The organism is Moorena sp. SIO4A1, from assembly GCF_010672065.1.
In the GTDB taxonomy this organism is placed as follows: Bacteria; Cyanobacteriota; Cyanobacteriia; order Cyanobacteriales; family Coleofasciculaceae; genus Moorena.
The window spans coordinates 104,276-123,027 of record NZ_JAAHHX010000025.1 but is presented as its reverse complement, the minus strand read 5'-3'; the positions used below and the strand labels follow the sequence as shown (position 1 = coordinate 123,027).

16 protein-coding genes are annotated in these 18,752 nt (G+C 42.8%); 3 read left to right on the top strand and 13 right to left on the bottom strand.

Annotation, left to right across the window (positions count from 1 at the left end; all coding sequences use genetic code 11):
• Positions 1 to 295 precede the first annotated feature (295 nt).
• The 7 genes from hpsE to F6K53_RS18180 all read right to left on the bottom strand — a co-directional run bounded on the left by hpsE (position 296) and on the right by F6K53_RS18180 (position 8,863).
• On the bottom strand, positions 296 to 1,240 hold the full coding sequence (hpsE, locus tag F6K53_RS18205) for a hormogonium polysaccharide biosynthesis glycosyltransferase HpsE (protein WP_293081575.1): 945 nt from the start codon (positions 1,238 to 1,240) through the stop codon (positions 296 to 298).
• A gap of 343 nt (positions 1,241 to 1,583) precedes the next feature.
• A complete protein-coding gene (locus F6K53_RS45900) occupies positions 1,584 to 2,222 on the bottom strand; it encodes a calcium-binding protein (RefSeq protein WP_364303058.1) in 639 nt (212 codons plus the stop codon).
• 147 nt (positions 2,223 to 2,369) lie between these two features.
• Positions 2,370 to 4,895: an esterase-like activity of phytase family protein gene (locus F6K53_RS18200; protein ID WP_364303055.1), complete on the bottom strand. Its 2,526-nt coding sequence runs from the start codon at positions 4,893 to 4,895 to the stop codon at positions 2,370 to 2,372.
• Between the two features lie 1,238 nt (positions 4,896 to 6,133).
• A complete protein-coding gene (locus tag F6K53_RS18195) occupies positions 6,134 to 6,259 on the bottom strand; it encodes a hypothetical protein (RefSeq protein ID WP_293044904.1) in 126 nt (41 codons plus the stop codon).
• 231 nt (positions 6,260 to 6,490) lie between these two features.
• On the bottom strand, positions 6,491 to 7,225 hold the full coding sequence (locus F6K53_RS18190; RefSeq protein WP_293026455.1) for a calcium-binding protein: 735 nt from the start codon (positions 7,223 to 7,225) through the stop codon (positions 6,491 to 6,493).
• Complete coding sequence (locus F6K53_RS18185) at positions 7,197 to 8,261, bottom strand: glycerophosphodiester phosphodiesterase family protein (RefSeq protein ID WP_293044909.1); 1,065 nt, start codon at positions 8,259 to 8,261, stop codon at positions 7,197 to 7,199. Before F6K53_RS18185 ends, F6K53_RS18190 begins: the two co-directional genes overlap by 29 nt.
• A 455-nt stretch (positions 8,262 to 8,716) precedes the next feature.
• Positions 8,717 to 8,863 (bottom strand): hypothetical protein, encoded by a 147-nt coding sequence (locus tag F6K53_RS18180; protein ID WP_293044911.1) that lies wholly within the window; start codon positions 8,861 to 8,863, stop codon positions 8,717 to 8,719.
• A 256-nt stretch (positions 8,864 to 9,119) separates the two neighbouring features.
• Between F6K53_RS18180 and F6K53_RS18175 the strand changes: the two genes are divergently transcribed.
• Entirely contained in the window at positions 9,120 to 9,542 is a 423-nt protein-coding gene (locus F6K53_RS18175) for a helix-turn-helix domain-containing protein (RefSeq protein WP_044492023.1), read from the top strand.
• A 361-nt stretch (positions 9,543 to 9,903) separates the two neighbouring features.
• On the top strand, positions 9,904 to 10,266 hold the full coding sequence (locus F6K53_RS18170; protein WP_293069142.1) for a hypothetical protein: 363 nt from the start codon (positions 9,904 to 9,906) through the stop codon (positions 10,264 to 10,266).
• A 24-nt stretch (positions 10,267 to 10,290) separates the two neighbouring features.
• On the opposite strand, the gene F6K53_RS18165 is transcribed toward F6K53_RS18170, so the two are convergent.
• From F6K53_RS18165 to F6K53_RS18150, 4 genes are all read right to left on the bottom strand, one after another.
• Positions 10,291 to 12,513: a CHAT domain-containing protein gene (locus tag F6K53_RS18165; RefSeq protein ID WP_293069140.1), complete on the bottom strand. Its 2,223-nt coding sequence runs from the start codon at positions 12,511 to 12,513 to the stop codon at positions 10,291 to 10,293.
• A gap of 261 nt (positions 12,514 to 12,774) precedes the next feature.
• Positions 12,775 to 13,707, bottom strand: a complete 933-nt coding sequence (locus F6K53_RS18160) for a hypothetical protein (RefSeq protein WP_293069138.1) — start codon at positions 13,705 to 13,707, stop codon at positions 12,775 to 12,777.
• A 584-nt stretch (positions 13,708 to 14,291) separates the two neighbouring features.
• Positions 14,292 to 14,444 carry a hypothetical protein gene (locus F6K53_RS18155; protein ID WP_293069136.1) on the bottom strand — a complete coding sequence of 51 codons (153 nt, stop codon included), beginning with the start codon at positions 14,442 to 14,444 and terminating at the stop codon, positions 14,292 to 14,294.
• Positions 14,445 to 14,684: 240 nt separating this feature from the next.
• Positions 14,685 to 14,891: a hypothetical protein gene (locus F6K53_RS18150; protein WP_293069134.1), complete on the bottom strand. Its 207-nt coding sequence runs from the start codon at positions 14,889 to 14,891 to the stop codon at positions 14,685 to 14,687.
• Here F6K53_RS18150 and F6K53_RS18145 point away from each other — a divergent pair.
• Positions 14,890 to 15,312 (top strand): helix-turn-helix domain-containing protein, encoded by a 423-nt coding sequence (locus F6K53_RS18145; protein WP_293030190.1) that lies wholly within the window; start codon positions 14,890 to 14,892, stop codon positions 15,310 to 15,312. The two genes, F6K53_RS18150 and F6K53_RS18145, sit on opposite strands and share 2 nt — an antisense overlap.
• A 532-nt stretch (positions 15,313 to 15,844) precedes the next feature.
• On the opposite strand, the gene ftsY is transcribed toward F6K53_RS18145, so the two are convergent.
• On the bottom strand, positions 15,845 to 17,737 hold the full coding sequence (gene ftsY, locus F6K53_RS18140; RefSeq protein WP_293069132.1) for a signal recognition particle-docking protein FtsY: 1,893 nt from the start codon (positions 17,735 to 17,737) through the stop codon (positions 15,845 to 15,847).
• A gap of 348 nt (positions 17,738 to 18,085) precedes the next feature.
• Positions 18,086 to 18,715 carry a transcription antitermination factor NusB gene (gene nusB / locus F6K53_RS18135; RefSeq protein WP_293028650.1) on the bottom strand — a complete coding sequence of 210 codons (630 nt, stop codon included), beginning with the start codon at positions 18,713 to 18,715 and terminating at the stop codon, positions 18,086 to 18,088.
• Positions 18,716 to 18,752 lie beyond the last annotated feature (37 nt).

Below are 18,752 nucleotides of genomic sequence, written 5' to 3'. Positions count from 1 at the left end.
AGGGAGTAGGGAGTAGGGAGTAGGGAGTAGGGAGTAGGGAGTAGGGAGTAGGGAGTAGGGAGTAGGGAGTAGGGAGTAGGGAGTAGGGAGTAGGGAGTAGGGAGTAGGGAGTAGGGAGTAGGGAGTAAAAAAATGTTTGTAATTATACCCAATTATCGAAAACTACTTCTTCGCTCTCGCCACACTACCCACACTACCCCCTCTCCCCACACTCTGTTTCCTGTTTCCTGTTCCCTATTCCCTATTCCCTATTCCCTATTCATACATGCCAGCATTTTGCCTTATGATTCATTAATTACTGATTCCCAAAAATCCAATGATAAAATGGACTAAACAAGCTATTCACAAAAAGTTCCAGTTCGCAAGCTGCTACTAAATCTGTCTTGAGGTGTTGGCGATATCTAATCAGGTGAAGCATAGTCTTGCCCAAATCATTGATTAGGTAAACTAGAATCATGATAGGCTTTTGCCAATGTTGAAAGCGCAACATGCGAGTGGGATACCGACTTAACCCAACACCTCGAAATAATTTCAATAAATAGTCTTTTTCCAAACGCCATTTTGGGATTTGATGCTCAATACACATTTGAGGGTTATGCCAAATTTCCCAACCCGCTTTTTGAATATACGATAAGGTTTCTATATCTTCTCCTTTAGCAGATAGGGATGTCGCACATACCCCCTTGAGCCAAGGCTGTTCAGGAACATTATTTAACCAGGCTCGCTTACGAATCACTAACCCCGCACCGACAGGAAATAACCCTTGACGAGGCTGATAACAAAATGGCTCTTGACCTCGTTCTATGATAGCTATAAAACAAGCAATTCGCTGAAAGTTTTCCGGTGGTGTAACTTCATAGTTTCCATAAATTTGACTACCATAAGCACCAGCTTTTGGATGGGAATGACCAAAATTATAGGCAGCACTAACCCAATCAGGAGTAGGGATATTATCATCATCTAAAAAACCGACATAGTCACCTTTAGACTCTTGGATAGCACGGCGTCGAGCAAATGCTATCCCCTGTTTTGGTTCAAAGTAATATCGAATAGGATAAGCTCCTGGATAGGATTGATATTCCTCAACAATTTTGCTGGTATTATCAGTACTATTATTATCAATAATCAGAATTTCCCAAGCAAAATGGTCGGTTTTAATTTGATACAGTAATCGCTTTAAAACCTTAGGTAGACGAGTTTCGCCGTTATAGGTACAGATAGCAACTGTGAAATCAATCATGGGTAGTCAACCATTAGAGTCCCTTTTGAATTAAGAATGTAGAATTAAGAATTAAGAATTAAGAATTCTACATTCTGCCTTCTACATTCTGCCTTCTGACAGACAACCTACCCTACACCAAACGCCAAGGGCGAACAACATTTTTGAATTAAGAATGTAGAAGGCAGAATTAAGAATTAAGAATTCTACATTCTGCCTTCTGACAGACAACCTACCCTACACCAAACGCCAAGGGCGAACAACCGTCAACCGTTAACCTTCAACCGTTAACCTTCAACCGTTAACCTTCAACCTTACACCTTCAACCTTACACCTTCAACCTTACACCTTCAACGGCTCTGCCTTAACCAACAAAAATAAAAGTCGTAGCAGCATTATCGATCAGGGTTTCAGCCTGCACCTGATTCAGGATTGCCAAGGTTTCATCACCGAAGCTAATCACAGCGTTGTTGCCTTCCTGAGTAACAGATAACTGACCAAAGGTTAACCCGTCTACTAAACCGATCAAGTCTTCACCGACTTGGAAATCCCCAATCTTATCAGTTCCTTCACCAGCGGCCAAGATGAAGGTATCACTACCATCACTAGAGCCATTATCACCAAATAGGGTATCATTGCCAAGACCGCCTCGCAGTAGGTCATCCCCAGCATCACCCCAGATTTGGTCATCACCTTTCTGACCAAACAGGGAATCATTACCGGCTTTTCCACCAATGCGATCGCTTCCAGCACCCCCGTAAATTACATCATCCCCTCCAAGGGTATTGTTAGAGGAACGGCTGTTGAAGTCACCTCGTAATATATCATCTCCATTACCCCCAAAGATAGTATCATTACCTAAGCCACCAGCAACTAGATCATTTCCAGCTCCAGCAATGATTGTCTCATCAGCTTCGGTGCCAACTAGTTCGTCATCTGATGGAGTTCCCGGACCGGGGTTGACTGAAAAGACAGTAATGGTTTTACTGTCTTCTTGAGCCACTACCAGCAGGGGTTCACCATTGGGGCTGTCTTCTACAGGAATAAATGTTAGCCCCTCAGGCTCACGGTCTACTGGATCATCTGGATTGCCACCATTATCATTGGGCAGATATTGGACAAATTCAGGAGCCGTGGGATTAGTGACATCCTAGACAATCACGCCGCCTATTCGTTCGAGACCGATAAACGTGTAAGTGCGATCATTAATGACCCCGGTGACAATTCCTTCCGGTTCTGGTCCTTGATTGTCACTGCGGTCGTCAAAAGTATCAGGAGTGCCGCTAGAATTAAATAGTTCAGGAACTTGCTGAGCTGTAATTCGTTCAAAGTCATCACCACTATCAAACACTAGGTTGCCAAACTCATCCCAAATTGAGAAGGAGCGCCCACCGTAGGAGAATAGCTGGTCAAAATCACCATCATTATCCAAATCCCCATCAATGGTAGATATTCTCAAACGACCCAGTTGAGACTCTGGTTGTAGGGTTTCAGCATCGGGAAAGGCCTCTGGGTCGAGGGTCAAGTTTGCAATCCGTTCCTCTTCATCCCTGATATCCCCTTCATTGGCAGTGACGTAGTAGGTTTGACCGTTTGCCTCAAAGGATGCGATCGCATCTGGTTGGTATAGACCGAAAACGGGCCAATTTTGGATGTTGATGCCATCATCCTCATTACTGGCATCCAGGGCATTGTTCTCACCTAGGTCGATCAGACCTAAGACCACAGGAGTTGGATTGGGGTTCAGAGGAACCGAGCCATCCACCGGAATCTGCTGATCGAGTACTCCAAAGTCATTGTCATTGAGTACAGCCAGTTTGCCATCATCCAGTAGCGCTAGACCTTCTGGTTTATCACCAGCGAGATACCCAATCGAAGGTAGGTTTGTCACCTTAATTTTATTGACCGCCTGAATCCCAAGAGCATCTAGGTCATCTGCACTCAACTGCTCCAGAGTAGAGCCAGTGGGTAGTGTGGGGGCATCCGGAGCAAGCAAATTAGTGGCTGCTGTCAGGTCTATTTGGAAGATAAACTTCTTCGCTGTATCACCAACTGCGGAATCTCGCTCAATGACAAATAATTTTCCATCCTCAGCGTATACCGCATCACCAATCTTATCTACTCGTCCTCCACTACGTAAAGCAGGGTCTTCGAGCAAGTAAACATACTCGGCAACGGCATTACCTGTGGTAGTATCAATTCCGAGAATGCGAATCACATCAGAGCTATCAGAGGTAGCACGGTCTGGATTCTGTAAAGGAGTTTGAATAAAGGCGTAGAGGATATTATCGTCTGGATCCAGAGCTACGGCCTCAAAGCCACGGTTACGGCGGCGATTGGCGTACTCCTCAGGTAAGGACTCAGTGCCAAAGGTTCCCACTGCTGCACCAGCCAAGGCAGCTGTTCCTTGGGGAACAAAGCGGTCAATCAGAACACCATGGGCATCAAAGTGGTAGATAGCTGGACGGTACTCATCCACCATCCAGAAGGTGCCATCAGCAGCGATTACTACCCCTTCCAGGTCAGCACCAAACTCATCTAAGGGCAGCAAATTGCCAGATAAGTCTACTGGTTCTTCATCCACCCCGGCAATATTGGGTAGTCCTGTGATTGGTGTGGTGCTATCTTGACGGGTCAAGAAAATGGTTTCGGTAATGGTGATCTCGCCAGAGCTGGGATTTAACTCAAAGCGGATCACCCGAGCTTGGTAATCCGGTAAGGCAAAGGGTCGTTCCTTACTCCCATCTCCATCCACATCAGTGGGTTTGCCATGGGGTCCCCGGTCAGGAACCGTGACAAACTTCAAGTTGCCAGTTGCTGCATCCGTCCCTTCGTAGAATAAGCCAGACAGTCCGCCCAGTTTAATCTCTTGACCCCCTTCGGTAGTACCAAGTACAGGCAAGTCATTGAACTCAAATAGCTCTAGGGTGGGCTGACCTTGGCTGTGGTCTTTGACACCCAGAGGCACGATATCCACCACTGTAGCGGACTCCAGGTCTACCACCCCAAAGGCATTGTTTTCCTGGAGGTTGACAAAGGCTGTAGTACCATCGCTTGAGACAGCAATGAACTCTGGTTCCACATCCTGAGCAACAGTCTTGTCTGGGAAAATACGTACACCCTTTGCCCGGAATTCCGCTTCACGACCATTGAAGGCACTGAAGTCTGCTGTGGCGACATTGTCTTGGGTTAGAGTTGCTATCCCACCGGACACATCAATAATACTGATCGATCCTTCAGGATCAATGCCATCATCCGCTACTCCTTCATTAGCAACCAGTATTTTGGTGCCATCAGGGGTAAAGGTGAGCATATCGGGTAGGGGCCCCGCTTGCACTACCTTCAGGGCATTGGGGTCAGCCGGATTGTTCTTATAAGCAGCAATATCTATAATTGCTACCTTACCTGGATCAGTAGAGGTGCTAGCTTCTAACGCTAGCGCCAGTAAACCATTGCTATAGGCTACGCTATTTGCTCCGTCAATGTCAGGTATCAAAGAAGCAAGATCAATGGGTGGTATTACCTCAGTTGGATTGGTGGGATCACTGAGGTCTAGCACTTGCACCTCAGTTCCACCAGATACTACAAATAACTCTTGAGATATGGGGTCGTAGGCGGTAATTTCAGCCCCCATCTCACTAGAAAAGCTGCCAATTTTATTTAATATATCTGCCACAAATTTATCCTAGATAGTAGATGGCGAGTACCCAGTTCAGCTATTAGCTATCAACTTCTTTAAAGTTTTATAGCAATAATCATGTACTCATTCCCCTGTTCCGAAGAAACCGCTTCGCGAACAGCAAAATGCTAAAAGTTTCGTTTATACTAAATAATTAAGCGAATAACAATTAGCTTATTTTTTTGGTATGGGTTGCTCAATTAAATAGTTAGGTTAGTAGTGTTAGCGCTAACTTTTTATTTTGTTAACTGTCCTTAAGGTTAACCGTTGATATTCAACAGTTAAACGTCAGCATAATACGTTAATTTTATACCTACTTTTCCTACCTACTTAGTGAGGGTTTGCGCCTGAACTCTACAGCTAGTGTTAATAATTAACCTTTAACCTTGAGATAGTGTAGCGATGGCTGAATAACGCAAATACTGATAGCAGCAAGATAACAGCAAGATAACAGCAAGCAATCTGTGCTTTCTTGAACGTTATTGAATAAGCTATTTGCTCAATCTGATCTGCATTCGCTAACGGAACATCCCATTGATTCTGAACTAATTCAAAAAGAACAGCCAATGGAATTACCCACTCATACTAGGCTTATTACTAGCATGATCATAGTCATAACCTTGACTCCATTTGGGTATGAGCATTTAACTTGATAATCGAGCCACATCAAGATGGACTTTATTTATCTAGTTACCCATAACCTTTGTCTGGAGTTCAAAGGAGTCTACCTAAGCCGATATTCGATTTATTATCAAGTAGATTTTACCCTTTCCCTAATGTCATTACAATCACTAGTTCAGGAACATAGACTTAAGGTTTTATTGAATTTTATTGTCTTGGATTTGATACTCTCCGATTAGCAAACTAAATCCAAATCCTTTGTCTTTGATCTAAGCAACTGGGCTATAGATGCCCGCTGGCTAAGCACCGTCTTCGGAGATGACCAAAGTAATCTTGGTAGCTTTAACCTCCAAGTCGATCCTATCGGTCAGACTAATTGAGCCATAGGTTACTTGACTCAAGAGCTTTTTGGTTTTAAGTAAAACTATACTATAAAAGAGTCTACTCTAGTAACCTTTACATAATCTTACATAATTTGCTATTTTTGTGACGTCAGCTTTACTTAAAATTTACATTAATAGCTACAGGTTTGGGTTTGGATCCAAAATCGGGTGGGTGTAGGGTCTTACCCTCTTGGCCAAAGCTCTTCACACTCCCGACTCCAATTCCTAATACTAAGCTGTCACACATTTAAATTGTGATGTGAATCGGGAATCGGGAATCGGGAATCGGGAATCGGGAATCGGGAATCGGGAATCGGGAACAGGTAACTTCGGCTCAGGGAACAGGTAAACAATCATCTGTACCTCATTACTATGAGAACCGCTATAAGCAAAATTAGCTAAAAACTAACTAAAACTCATTAGTTATGATCCCAATTTACCTATTCCAGGTTACCTATTATTAAGTAGTTTGATAAAGAAACAGCGAATCTGGGAAGTGAGGGAGTTATGATGTCTCGATTATTACCCTTAATACAAATCTCCCCATCTCCCGACTCCCTATTCCCCTACTTCCTAATTTGAGAATTGCTATAAGATCACCAAATCCCTTTCAGCAAGGGTTGTTACTCCTAACACTACTGCTAGGGTTTCATCTCCAACATTGATTAGAGAATTATTACTATCGGAGGTGATAGACACATCACCAAAGCTTAAACCATTGCCTAAACCAATTAAGTCAGTGCCCAGCTCGAAGTCTGTAATCGTGTCAGTACCTTCCCCAATCTCTAGGACAAAGGTATCACTGCCACTACCATTAGAAAAGTTATCTCCAGTCAGAGTATCATTACCGAGACCACCACTTAATAGGTCATCCCCAGCATCACCCCAGAGTTGATCATCTCCGAAGCCACCATAGAGGGAGTCATTACCAGATTTCCCGCCAATGCGATCGCTTCCTGAACCACCATAGATAATATCATCACCACCAGCGTTACCACCTGGGGCCTTGCTATTGCTATCTCCCCGTAGGATATCATCGCCATTGCCACCAAATATGATATCATTACCCAATCCCCCAGCAATGGTATCATTTCCATCAAAGCCATTGATCAGATCAGCATCAATAGTTCCAATCAACTCGTCAGCCCCTTGAGTACCGTTAATCTCGGAGGTAGTTTCTACTATTGCTGTCGGAGATTGAATATTATCGAGGTCTAGCCCAAATGCTAGGAATTGGGTAATCTGGCTGTCATTGAAATTGTTATCGCTAGCAACAATTAGGGATTGTCTGCCATCAGGTAAGGTTGGACAAGCCTTGGTCATCGAAGAATGTAGGATGCTTGGTTTCACGATAGATACCGATTTTTTTACCAGTTTCCGCTTCTACCTGCTGGAGTAGTTCGATAACCTCTTTGAAAGTGGGAATTTCAAACTGACCATCAAACTCATCACTACGAAAGTCACGAGACTGAACAGCACGCAGTTGCTTGATTTCTGCTAAGGTGAAATCTTCAGCAAAGTAACCAGTAATTTCTTCACCATCCAGAAGTTTGGTGGACTTGCGGTCTTCACCAAATACTTCAGCTACGTTAGTGGTATCATCTAGCAACGGTTCGTGACGAGCAATCAAGACACCGTCTTTAGTGATTACTAGGTCAGGCTCAATGAAATCAGCCCCTTGTTCAATGGCAAGAGCGTAAGCTTCTAAGGTATGCTCTGGACGATCACCACTAGCACCCCGGTGTCCAATCACTAGGGGAGGATCACCATCAAGGGTATTGAACTTTAAATCTGGGTTTTGAGGCGATCGCACAAATTCCCCTGTGGTATTGCCGGGGATATTGGGAGTGGAAATAGGGGCTTCGAGCAGTTTACCAGTGCTATCGAAGTGAAGTATAAACGGACCGAATTCCTCACCAATCCAGATATCGCCTTTAGCATCAATCACAAAAGACTCGATATCAAAATTAGCCCCGGTCAGAAAGCGATCGCTACTGTCTTCGTTGACAATCTTGAAAGGAATCTTGCCATCAGGGTCAGACAGTTGAACAAAGCCTTCAATCTCAACACTACCATCTCCATCCTCTGCACCCTTGAAATCAGGGTTAACTTGATAGAGTCTGAGCAAATAATCAGCACTATTCTGTTGGGCTCCAAAACCGTTATCTGATAGGAACCAAAAAGAGCCACCCCCACTAGGAGCAAACTGAACACCACTAAAGCCTTGAACAGGTTGTCCATCAAACGGACCCGTGCGACCATTGGCAGAAATCGGTTCACCCCTGCCATTGTCTGCACCAGACTGGGGTCCTTCTGCAAAGGTATCAGCTGGTAAAGATGCAAATCCTTTTAATTTCATAAAATCCTGGAATCAACGAGACTAAAACTCTCGAATTTAGGGTTTTTATATCTAGAGAAGAAGCACAGAAACTAGCTAAATTGTGTCAGCATTTCAGCTTTCAGCTATCACCTAGTACGTAATTGTTGCCAACATTAAATCGCCTTGGCCTAGGTTTACGTGATGATTGAAACTGGCTGACCTCCCTTAGTAATGGTTTCATTTCCAGGTTAAATTTTGATTGTAATTATATAAACATAATTATAAGGTTTGGTTAAAGCTTGTTTTTGAAGTCGCTGTCAATTTTTAGTGTAATTTTATCTGAGTAGGGTATAAAGATTTTGTAAAGTTAACCTAGATGTAATTTTAACTTAATTTTTTTAGTTTTTTATTAACCTTGAGGCTAGAGATTTTTTATATAATCCCTGACTAAGTAAGGTGTCGGCCAAGAATTTTGTTATCAAGGATTTTAACAATTAGTTTTTAGCAAAGGGAGTAGGAAATAGGGAACAGCGGATCTGGAAATAATTATTTTTGATTTTTTTTAAGTAAGTATTCAGCCGTTGGCCACGCAACTTGGTATTAGCATTAAATTGTGAAAATGCAATAGTTTTTGATAACACTTTTATCTCACTCCTCTCACTAATCCCACTAATCCCAGTTGCCCCTACTGCTTGAGATTGTGAAAATGCAATAGTTTTTTAGCACTCCCACACCTCCCACACTACCCACACTTACAACACTACCCACATTTACCACACTTACCACACCTACCACAAGCCCTGAAATAGCGACAGTGCAATAGTTTTTCCAAATCTTTGCATTTTTGGGAAAATAGTGTTAATATAATAATATCGTTAAAGCAATGGTTTACTCCCCATGATGATTTCCACCGCACAAGCCGCTGAATTACTGGGTGTTTCTGCCACTCGCGTCCGTTACCTTCTGGGCAAAGGCAGAGTTAAAGGCGCTTATAAGGTGGGTAGAACTTGGGTGATTCCGTTGTTTGATGGTATGCCGGTGGTCACTCCTGGCACTCGCGGACCAAAACGGAACTGGTCAAAGCGTACAGAGTACACTAAGGCTGTGATTCATGTTAACCAGAAAGTCATTCGCCAAAATCTCAAGACCGGGGAGCGTAATCCTGTGATTACGGTGAAGCGAGGCTCTAAAAATGTTTACGGTCATACGGTAGAGGTCAATGGCCCTTGTCGGGTGATGTATCGCCCAGATGATCCCCTCAAGTGTGGAGCACGGGTGTGGATTGAGACGATTTCTGATTTTGAAGTAATATCGGCTTGATGGGATGGGATGTGAATGCGATCGCTTTTAGCGGAAGCTTCGCTTCATCGCATAGCGTGACCTACTGTCAATCCCTTAGCGTGACCTATGGTCAATCCCATCAAACCAGTCAATGTGGCTTAAGTCCCCTTTTGCCTTTTGCCTTTTGCCTTTTGCCTTTTGCCTTTTACCTTTTTCTTCAAACAAAGAATTAACTTAGCAGAAAAATTGAGTAGTGTAAAACACTGTTTTGTGCGAGTTTACCGCCATTTCATTAATTTTTGGAGATATTTCTGGCTTTCTTAGTAAAATATCCTGATTCCATTGAAGAGTAGCGAAGATTTGATCAGCCAACTATTACTCTGCGACTCTGCTCTTGGCCATGAAAAACAAAATTATCAAATCTCTTGTTATTTTTGTTATTGGAGTAAGCATTGTTTTCTTGCTCGGTATATTCACAAAAGCTTTTGCTCAGTCTCATCACATCTTAATGTGTCATTGGATCACTTCAAAATGTTATGCACCCCTACATTACAAGAGAAAATTCCAAAATAAGAATCAGACTCCAATTGTAGGTTACCTTCAATCAGGTATTAAGGTAAATTCTATAGAAGAATTCAGTAATAATAATGTCGATTTTGTCAAAATAAAACTGGATTATAATAATGAATTTTGGATTCTTAAAGAATTATTATACGACTGCAAAAATGAACCAGATGGAAAAATTTGTACAATCGTAAATTAGAATAAAAAAAAATCAAGTTTTTATCTACCAAAAGAAATGCTTAAATAGCTGACATCGCCTTTGAAAATCAGGGTTATTAACTACATTTTCAGGATTCTTACCTTTGTAAAAATCGTTTATATATATATCCTTACAATCCAAGTATTCTTTCGCTAAATAAGCCACACCGATCAAGACCGAAGCCAAAACAGTAATAACTATAACAGGTTTTGATAGAAGTTTCTTAAGTAAGGTAAGTATTATCAAACTATCTGCTTGTGAACTTGCCTGTATCCCCTCTTCGGTAACTAAAGGCTTACCTAAATGGCGATCATCCCTTGGTGCATTAGCAATGTGGATTTTAGAACCTTCCTGATCAGTATAGATTTTAGGATTCATGGCAGGAAGGGTTTCTCGAATCTTATTTTTGATGTACTTATGTAACTCATCCAGAGAAATCACTCTATCCCGATTCAAATCAGCTTTTCCCGTTTCAATGCCTTCTACCAAATACTGAGTGTAAATTGAGAGCTGTTTGTCCAATTGACTAAAGGAATAGTCAGTTGAAGAAGCGAGAATAGCACGCCCTTCCCCTCCTAATTGATTTTGAAGATCGACAGAGCCATCATCTTTAACTAGTAGACCCTTACGGAAAGCTGCACTAAAGCAACAGTCGAGGATAACCACTTGTCGCTTGGAGCGGCTACCTTTCATAATGTCATGGATAGCCTTAGCGGAAACTGCGGTTGTCCTAACTAGTTCTCCCTGTGGATTCTTACGAGTAATACGATTTGCTAAGTACAGTTGATTGCTGCTATCTTTAACACCGTGACCTGAAAAGAACAGTAACACCAAATCATCTTTTGTAGAACTGGTGAATAACTCTTCAATAGCCTCCGCCATTTCCTGTCGATCAGGATTGCTGAGAGCTTTGACATCAACAAAATTACCCAGTTGTGGGGAACCCAGTATTCGTTTGATTTCCTCTAAATCTTTGGTTGCGCCAGGTAGTGGCTCTAACCCCTCTCCATATTCACTGACTCCAATCAACAGCGCTCGTTTTACCCCTTGTGATTGGCGAGCATCCTTTACATGGAGCTGTTTATGGCTTGGCTTGTCTCGCACAACTGGCTGATTCAGAAGTTGCAATACTGACTCATTTCGAGATTGAACTACTGGAGCATCTTGCACTTGCATGAAAATCACAGGTGTGGCAAAATCTCGTTTCCCATACCCTGTTGAGTCATGGAGACTAATTTCTCGTCGTCCTTCCTGTACTGCTATATCCGCTGACTTGCCTTGAGCTAATTGTTTATAAAAGTGGCAGGCAAATCGGCTAGCTGTGCTATTAGACACTGGATACTGCATGGCCACGACTACAGGAATAATTTGCTGTACAACCTTGGAAGCTAGCCCTACAGATGGTTTCGATGTAGACTCCATTGCTCCCTGACATGCCTGCAACACAATAATTCCAGGTCGATGGCGATTCAATAGCTCACTAAAGTCATTGGCGCTAATCCAGCGTGCCTGATCGAATTCATCAACCAAGGCAATTTCGCCATTTTCATTATGAAAACGACCATGACCGATGAAATGAAAAATGTGAGGCTTTTCAATTAGAATATCATTAATAGCTTTGCGGCTAGCTGGATTCACTACTGGTAACAATTCCACCTGCTCTGGTTGTTCCTGGGCTAGTGTTTCTATCGCCGCCTGCACTTCTTCGTAGGCAACCGGATTTAAATCTGTGGGTGCAGAGACAACTAAGGCAATCCGCATTTTTTCATTTGCGCCTAACTGAATCGGTGATGCTGGAATCGGCTGTGAGGGCAGGCGCGAGAAGACCAAGCCAGGTGCAGTAGCCAACCACATTGTTCCTAACTTCTTCCTTTGAGGCAAACACATAAATTCCCAGGGGAACGCTGCCACTTCAGGGATATTTTGCTCGTCAATATCTAGCTCTACCCGTAGCAGTTGCTGTTTAGTGCCAACAACTTCGTTATAAAATCTTATAAAGTCATAACAAAGGACATCATCAAACAAGGTATCAAACAACGCTTCTCCCAGAAACCTCGACTGGTTAGCATCATTGATTCCATTTTTACGAACTTCTTCGATTAACTCCCTGACTTCTGGGGTGATCTTATCCTGATAGCGAAATACTCCAGGGATTATATTATCGGGCTTTCCAGGTTCTTCCTTTTCAACCCGCACTCTACGAGGATTTATCAGGTAGATGCGATAGGTGTATTTGGCTCTAGTCATAACTGTCCGATCAGATAAAGCTGATTAATTGCTAAGCATTCAGCGGTCAGTGGTCAGCCATCAGTAGTCAGCCGTCAGTGGTCAGCCGTCAGGTTATTTTATTCAAAAGTTGAGTAGAGTGGCACAGGCTTCTAGCCTGTGACCTAACCCATAAGCTGATAGTTGATAGCTGACCACTGATAACTGATAACTGATAACTGATAGCTGATAGCTGATAACTGAATGCTTACCATAGATTTACAATAAAAAGATGCACCCGATTTAAGTAGCTAAATCCTGTGTAAGATTAGCTTTCGGTAGCTTCAATATCCATTCCTTGACATCACTACGACTGAATTTAATTGCCGCCTGATTCTTATTTCGTATTAAGGTTTGGAATCTATCTGCCAGATCACTGAAAACATCACGGATATCAGCAGTTAACCAGTTCATATTTGGTTCAACCCAAACCATACCTCGCAAATTAATAGACTTTATTTCCTTGGGCACTTTAAAGACAATAGCAAATTGGACTGTCGGTATTTTTTGGATTTCCGGCTCTTCAATGCGCCAGTAACACCTTGAGTTACCTTCACCTTGGGAAATCATTTCAAAGTGACCAGCTTCGTAAGCATACTCAGGAATGACAATGAATGCCTTCAGTTCGTTCTTCTTTGCTACATTAGCTTTGAGCTCCCCAGGAAGAGTGGTAAGTTCGGCTACTTCAGTCCCATCAATCCCGATACTCCAATCAAGATTGCTATTGATAGCTAAATTCATGCCCACCCCAAAGTTCATTACAGGTCGCCATTGGCTTTTGGGGAAAATAGACTGAACGATCGGCTCTTTTTCTCCTTTGGGACTGAAGTCAAGCTCACAGCATAATCGCCAAAATCTAACCCCTGGTTTAGGACGTAAATCGACAGTAACAGTCATGTAATAGAAATCAAATGCATCACGCATTTGCTGCCGATAAATGTTGGTCAATCCCTCTTCAGTTTCTTCAAATAGGTCTTCGGTAAGTAATATCAACTTATCCCTAGGATTGCCAAAGCTAACTTTACTTTCCAGCAAGCTTTTAACAGCGGTTGCACCTATACCAAGCTTTGTACTTTCATGCAGGGGACTTTCCCATTTGTTTACTTGCTCAAACAGGTCAGCCAATAAAGTCTCAGCTTCTTGGGGATTGGGTAGCGGAATGTTTTCATCGATCATTGACTTCAGCTCTATTTAGATTGACAAAGTTACTACACTTGGCAGCGACGTATAGCACGAGCCACAATCACATAATTATTGATCAGGTTACTGGCAAGCTGCATCTACAGCTTCCATGGATAAGAGGGAAGTTAGAGAAGTTGACAACCCGCCTTTTCAATTAAATCCGTAATTTTCCCAGACTTATAAATTATAAAAATTAGTATTATATTACTATCTAGTATTATCAGCTATCAGGGTTGTAATTGAGGTAACAACAACTTGTCTAGCCAAGCCATAACAACTAGCTATATTTTTATGATTATGTACTTTGAGCATAGTTTATTTGATAATAGTATACCACAATCCTGAACAAGAGGAACCAAGATAAAGACAATTTTCGTCTAATCTTTTATTCTTTCATTAGATAAAATAACCCCTTTCCAAATAGGTCATGAACGCTAAGGCTGATTTCTGATCACATCAAAAAATCCTGGAGCCCTTTCCTACTATTCTCTTTTAGCTGTTTTCTGTTCCCTGTTAGAGCAATCCTCTGTTTACATCTCATTTGAAAACCCTAATTTCCCCGAAACAATCGATAAATTTTAAGAGTTATGAATTGACAAAAAAGCCAAAGTGTGCATAAAGCGGTTTTCTATTCGGTTAGGTACAAAGTCCTGGGTTTTTAGGGAGCAGGGAGCAGGGAGCAGGGAGCAGGGAGCAGTGAAGAGGCAAGAGTTAGTATTTCGACAATGCAATAGTTTTTGATAACCCTCTTAACTTAAGACCCCCACAATACCTATACACTCCATATATCCCACCAGATGATATAGCAGAAGTCAGAAGTCAGAAGTCAGAAGTCAGAAGTCAGAAGTCAAACTCTTGCGCTTACTTAGGTTTGAGACTTTTGTCATGTCCGCGCCTGCCCTGGCGACTGCTATAAATTGCGACAATGCAATAGTTTTTACCACCTTTTTATAGTATTAATATTATTTACCCTATAAACTCCATACATCCCACCAGATGAGAAATTGCGACAATGCAATAGTTGTTAACCACCCTTTTATAATTTTTAACTTACTACACCCACTAGCCCCATTTTTTCCTTTAAATTGCGATGATGCAATAGTTTTGCCATGCCCTTGCCTTTTCAAAACAAGTGTGTTAATATAATAATATCGTAAAAGCAATGGTTTACTCCCCATGATGATTTCCACTGCACAAGCCGCTGAATTACTCGGTGTTTCTGCCACTCGCGTCCGTTACCTTCTGGGCAAAGGCAGAGTTAAAGGCGCTTATAAGGTGGGCAGAACTTGGGTGATTCCGTTGTTTGATGGTATGCCGGTGGTCACCCCTGGCACTCGCGGACCAAAACGGAACTGGTCAAAGCGTACAAATTACACTAAGGCTGTGATCCACGTTAATCAGAAAGTCATTCGCCAAAATCTCAAGACCGGGGAGCGTAATCCTGTGATTACCGTCAAGCGAGGCTCTAAAAATGTTTATGGTCATACGGTAGAGGTCAATGGCCCCTGTCGGGTGATGTATCGTCCGGACAATCCACTAGATTGTGGAGCAAGGGTGTGGATTGAGACGATTTCTGATTTTGAAGTGATTTCAGCTTGATGGGGAATTTGCCTTGGCGTAGCTTGGCCTACCGCCAATTCCATTAAAATCGAATCAACTACAAGCTGCCTTATCATTGATGAGCGAAACTTTAGCGATCGCGTTTTTTAGATGACCGAGACAGTAGCGATCGCGTTTTTTAGATGAGCGAGACTTTAGCGATCGCGTTTTTTAGATGACCGAGATTTTAGCGATCGCGTTTTTTAGATGAGCGAGACAGTAGCGATCGCGTTTTTTAGATGACCGAGACTTTAGCGATCGCGTTTTTTAGATGACCGAGATTTTAGCGATCGCGTTTTTTAGATGACCGAGATTTTAGCGATCGCGTTTTTTAGCAATTGTATTTTTTTGGTTCCACAAGAAGTATGGACAACTTAGTCATTACATTACTAAACTGTTGTCCATTTATATTGGATATTATTCAGTGAGAAGCAAAACGAAGCAAAACCGTCAAACCCTATCCCTCTGCTCCCTGTTCCCTACTCCCTACTCCCTACTCCCTACTCCCTACTCCCTTGCTGTCATAACCAGCTTAGCCACTTAGCAAAGCTTCCACAAATTCATAACTAGAGAAAGGCCGCAAATCTTCAATCCCTTCCCCTGCACCAATAAACCGAATCGGTAAGCCTAGTTCCCGCACTACTGCTAAAGCGACACCACCTTTAGCACTTCCATCCAATTTTGTCAATACCACCCCACTCAGTTTTGCTGCCTCTGAGAAGACTTGTGCTTGACGTAAACCATTTTGACCCAAAGTAGCATCCAGCACTAGCAAGGATTCAACTTTGGCATCTGGGGCTTTTTTAGCGACAATTCGCCGAATTTTCGCCAATTCCTCCATTAGATTTTTCTTATTTTGTAATCGTCCTGCTGTATCCACCAACAGTAATTCGGTATTTCTAGATTGGGCAGCACTAATGCCATCAAACACAACAGCAGCTGGATCAGTATTCTTACCAGGATTAGCAATCACTTCAGTACCACTGCGCTCTCCCCAAATCTTAACTTGTTCGACTGCAGCAGCTCGAAAGGTATCTGCTGCTGCAATTAAACAACGGTAGCCTGACTTCTGACCTAAGTTAGCCAGTTTACCAATAGTAGTAGTTTTACCAGCACCATTGACTCCAGTCATCAGCCAGATATTCAAGGTATCGTTTTCTGGAGCAAAGATCCGGCTGTAATTGTTACTGTAAGGTTGCTCTAGCAAATCTCTGATGATTTGTTTGAGATATGCGATCGCTTTTTCTGCTGGTAGAGACTCCTCCCGCAACCTAGCTTGTAGAGTATCAATAATATAGTCAGTGGCCTCAACTCCTACATCTGCTTGTAACAGCAGTGCCTCAATCTCCATTACCGCGTCTTGATTCAACGGGCCTTGACCCACAATCGCCTTTATTTGGTTAATCAAGCCACGACGAGTTTTGCCCAATCCCTGACGCAGTTGCTTGAGCCAGCTAATTTCCTCGATCGAGATATCCTCAGGACTTCTTCCTTGAGATGCCAACACTTCTGCTGACCACAAGAACCCATCATCAAAGTCCAGACCAAGCACATTTTGATCTATCTCTGCTTCCCCTCCATCCTCGATCACAGTTGCCACTTCGGGTTCCGGTTCAGGGGTCTCAATAGCTGTTTCCTTAAGACGTTCCAGTCGTGCTAGTCGGTTAGTGCTTGCTCGACGGGCCCAACTCGGACCAGAAGCGGGCGTTTCTTCCTCTGTTGTCTCAGCTGATGGAGCTATATCAGTTGTCAAGGCATCTGACTCAGGGATTGGTTTATTCTCAACCAAGGTCATACCTATAGATGAGTCATGATTAGACTTAACTGAATCCACTGAATCCGATGGTGTTGATACTGCCTCCTCTACTATCTGATCAGAGAATTGCTCGGTTACTGGTTCCACCGTTTCAGAAGTATCTACCGAAGCTTCACTAACCGTAGACTCTTCTAATTCAGATTCTGCTTGTGATTGTGCTTGTGATTGTGCTTGTAATTGTGCTTTTGATTCTTCTTCAACAGTTATCTGAGCTATCTCAGCCGCAACTGTCGTGTCAGTTTCCTCAGACCCTTCCGATGTTTCAGCCGCTGGAGATTCAATCTCTTGTGATTCTTGAGGTTTTGCCGCCGTAGCCGTTGCTGCTGGCTGAGCCGTTGTATCATCTACTGGCTTACTTTCAGTAGTGTCTGTCTCTGGAGATTGATCTACTTGTTGCTTTTGAACATTTTTGTAGGCAGCTTTTGCCCAACTCAGGTAATCCTCAGCTGCTGCTGAGGATGACTCTTGGACAGATTTAGAATCAGCTTGGTCTATTGGTTGTTGCTCTGTTGCCTTTTGTTCCGATTCTACTTGAGATGTATCAGAGTCCTTTTTCTCAGCAGACCCTGCGCTAGCATCAGACTTTCGGTGGAACCAATTAAAGACCATTACCCTTACTTGACTATGGCGTCAATTAACTATATATATTCAATATTTGATTTAGGTTTTGAGTGCTTAGCCCTAGGCTAATCCCCAAGCGTTTGTCTTAATTTTATCGATATTTGAGTTAATATTATTAATTTTCTAATATAGTCTTGCCTATTAGCCGAATTTTATTCTATTCCCGATACTCCTCATCTCTACGGTAGTGCTACACAAGTAGTGATTTTAGCTCCCGTTACCTTGACCAGACCCTAGCCAAATCACTACATCTTTACCACTACCCTCTCTACTCCCTACTCCCTACTCCCTACTACCTACTCCCTACTCCCTACTCCCTACTCCCTACTCCCTCCGCTATTGTGTTAGAGCTTGAGTTTTAATCAACTCATTGGCACGACGCAAAACACCATTAATAAAACGGTGTCCCTCTTCATCACTGTAGCGTTTAGCCAGTTCCACTGCTTCATTAATTGCGACTCGGTCTGGGATACCTAAAAACGAAATTTCCGCCACAGCCATGCGCAGAATATCCCGGTCAATACGAGGTAAGCGCTTCAGTTGCCAATCTTTAAGGGCTTGGTTCAACATCTGATCAATCTCAAGCTGTCTACGACTGACAGCTTTGAGAATTTCTAGGGTATAGCTACGGACTTCAACCGTATTAGACAACTGGACAATTTCGGGAATCTCTACCGCACTTCCCAAGTGATTGATCGCTTTCTCAGTTAACTCAATTGCATCCGTTACCATTGCTCTAGCACTACGTACATCAGTAGCGCGAGTTTCACTTTCGAGAATGCGATCGCTACCCCGTTTCAATTCAGCCGCCGCCGTTTCTAAAGCCTCTTGAATTTCTCCAGTCAGGGTACGAATAGCCGCCAGCACCAGATTATTCAGTTGTTGTGTATCCAACCGCTCTGGTGAGTTGGGCATCTGAGAGATGCTCAAAAGAGCCAGTTCACGGGCAATTCTGCGAGGTTGCATTTTTTGTCCTTAGCTAATTTTGTCCTTTTACCCAAAA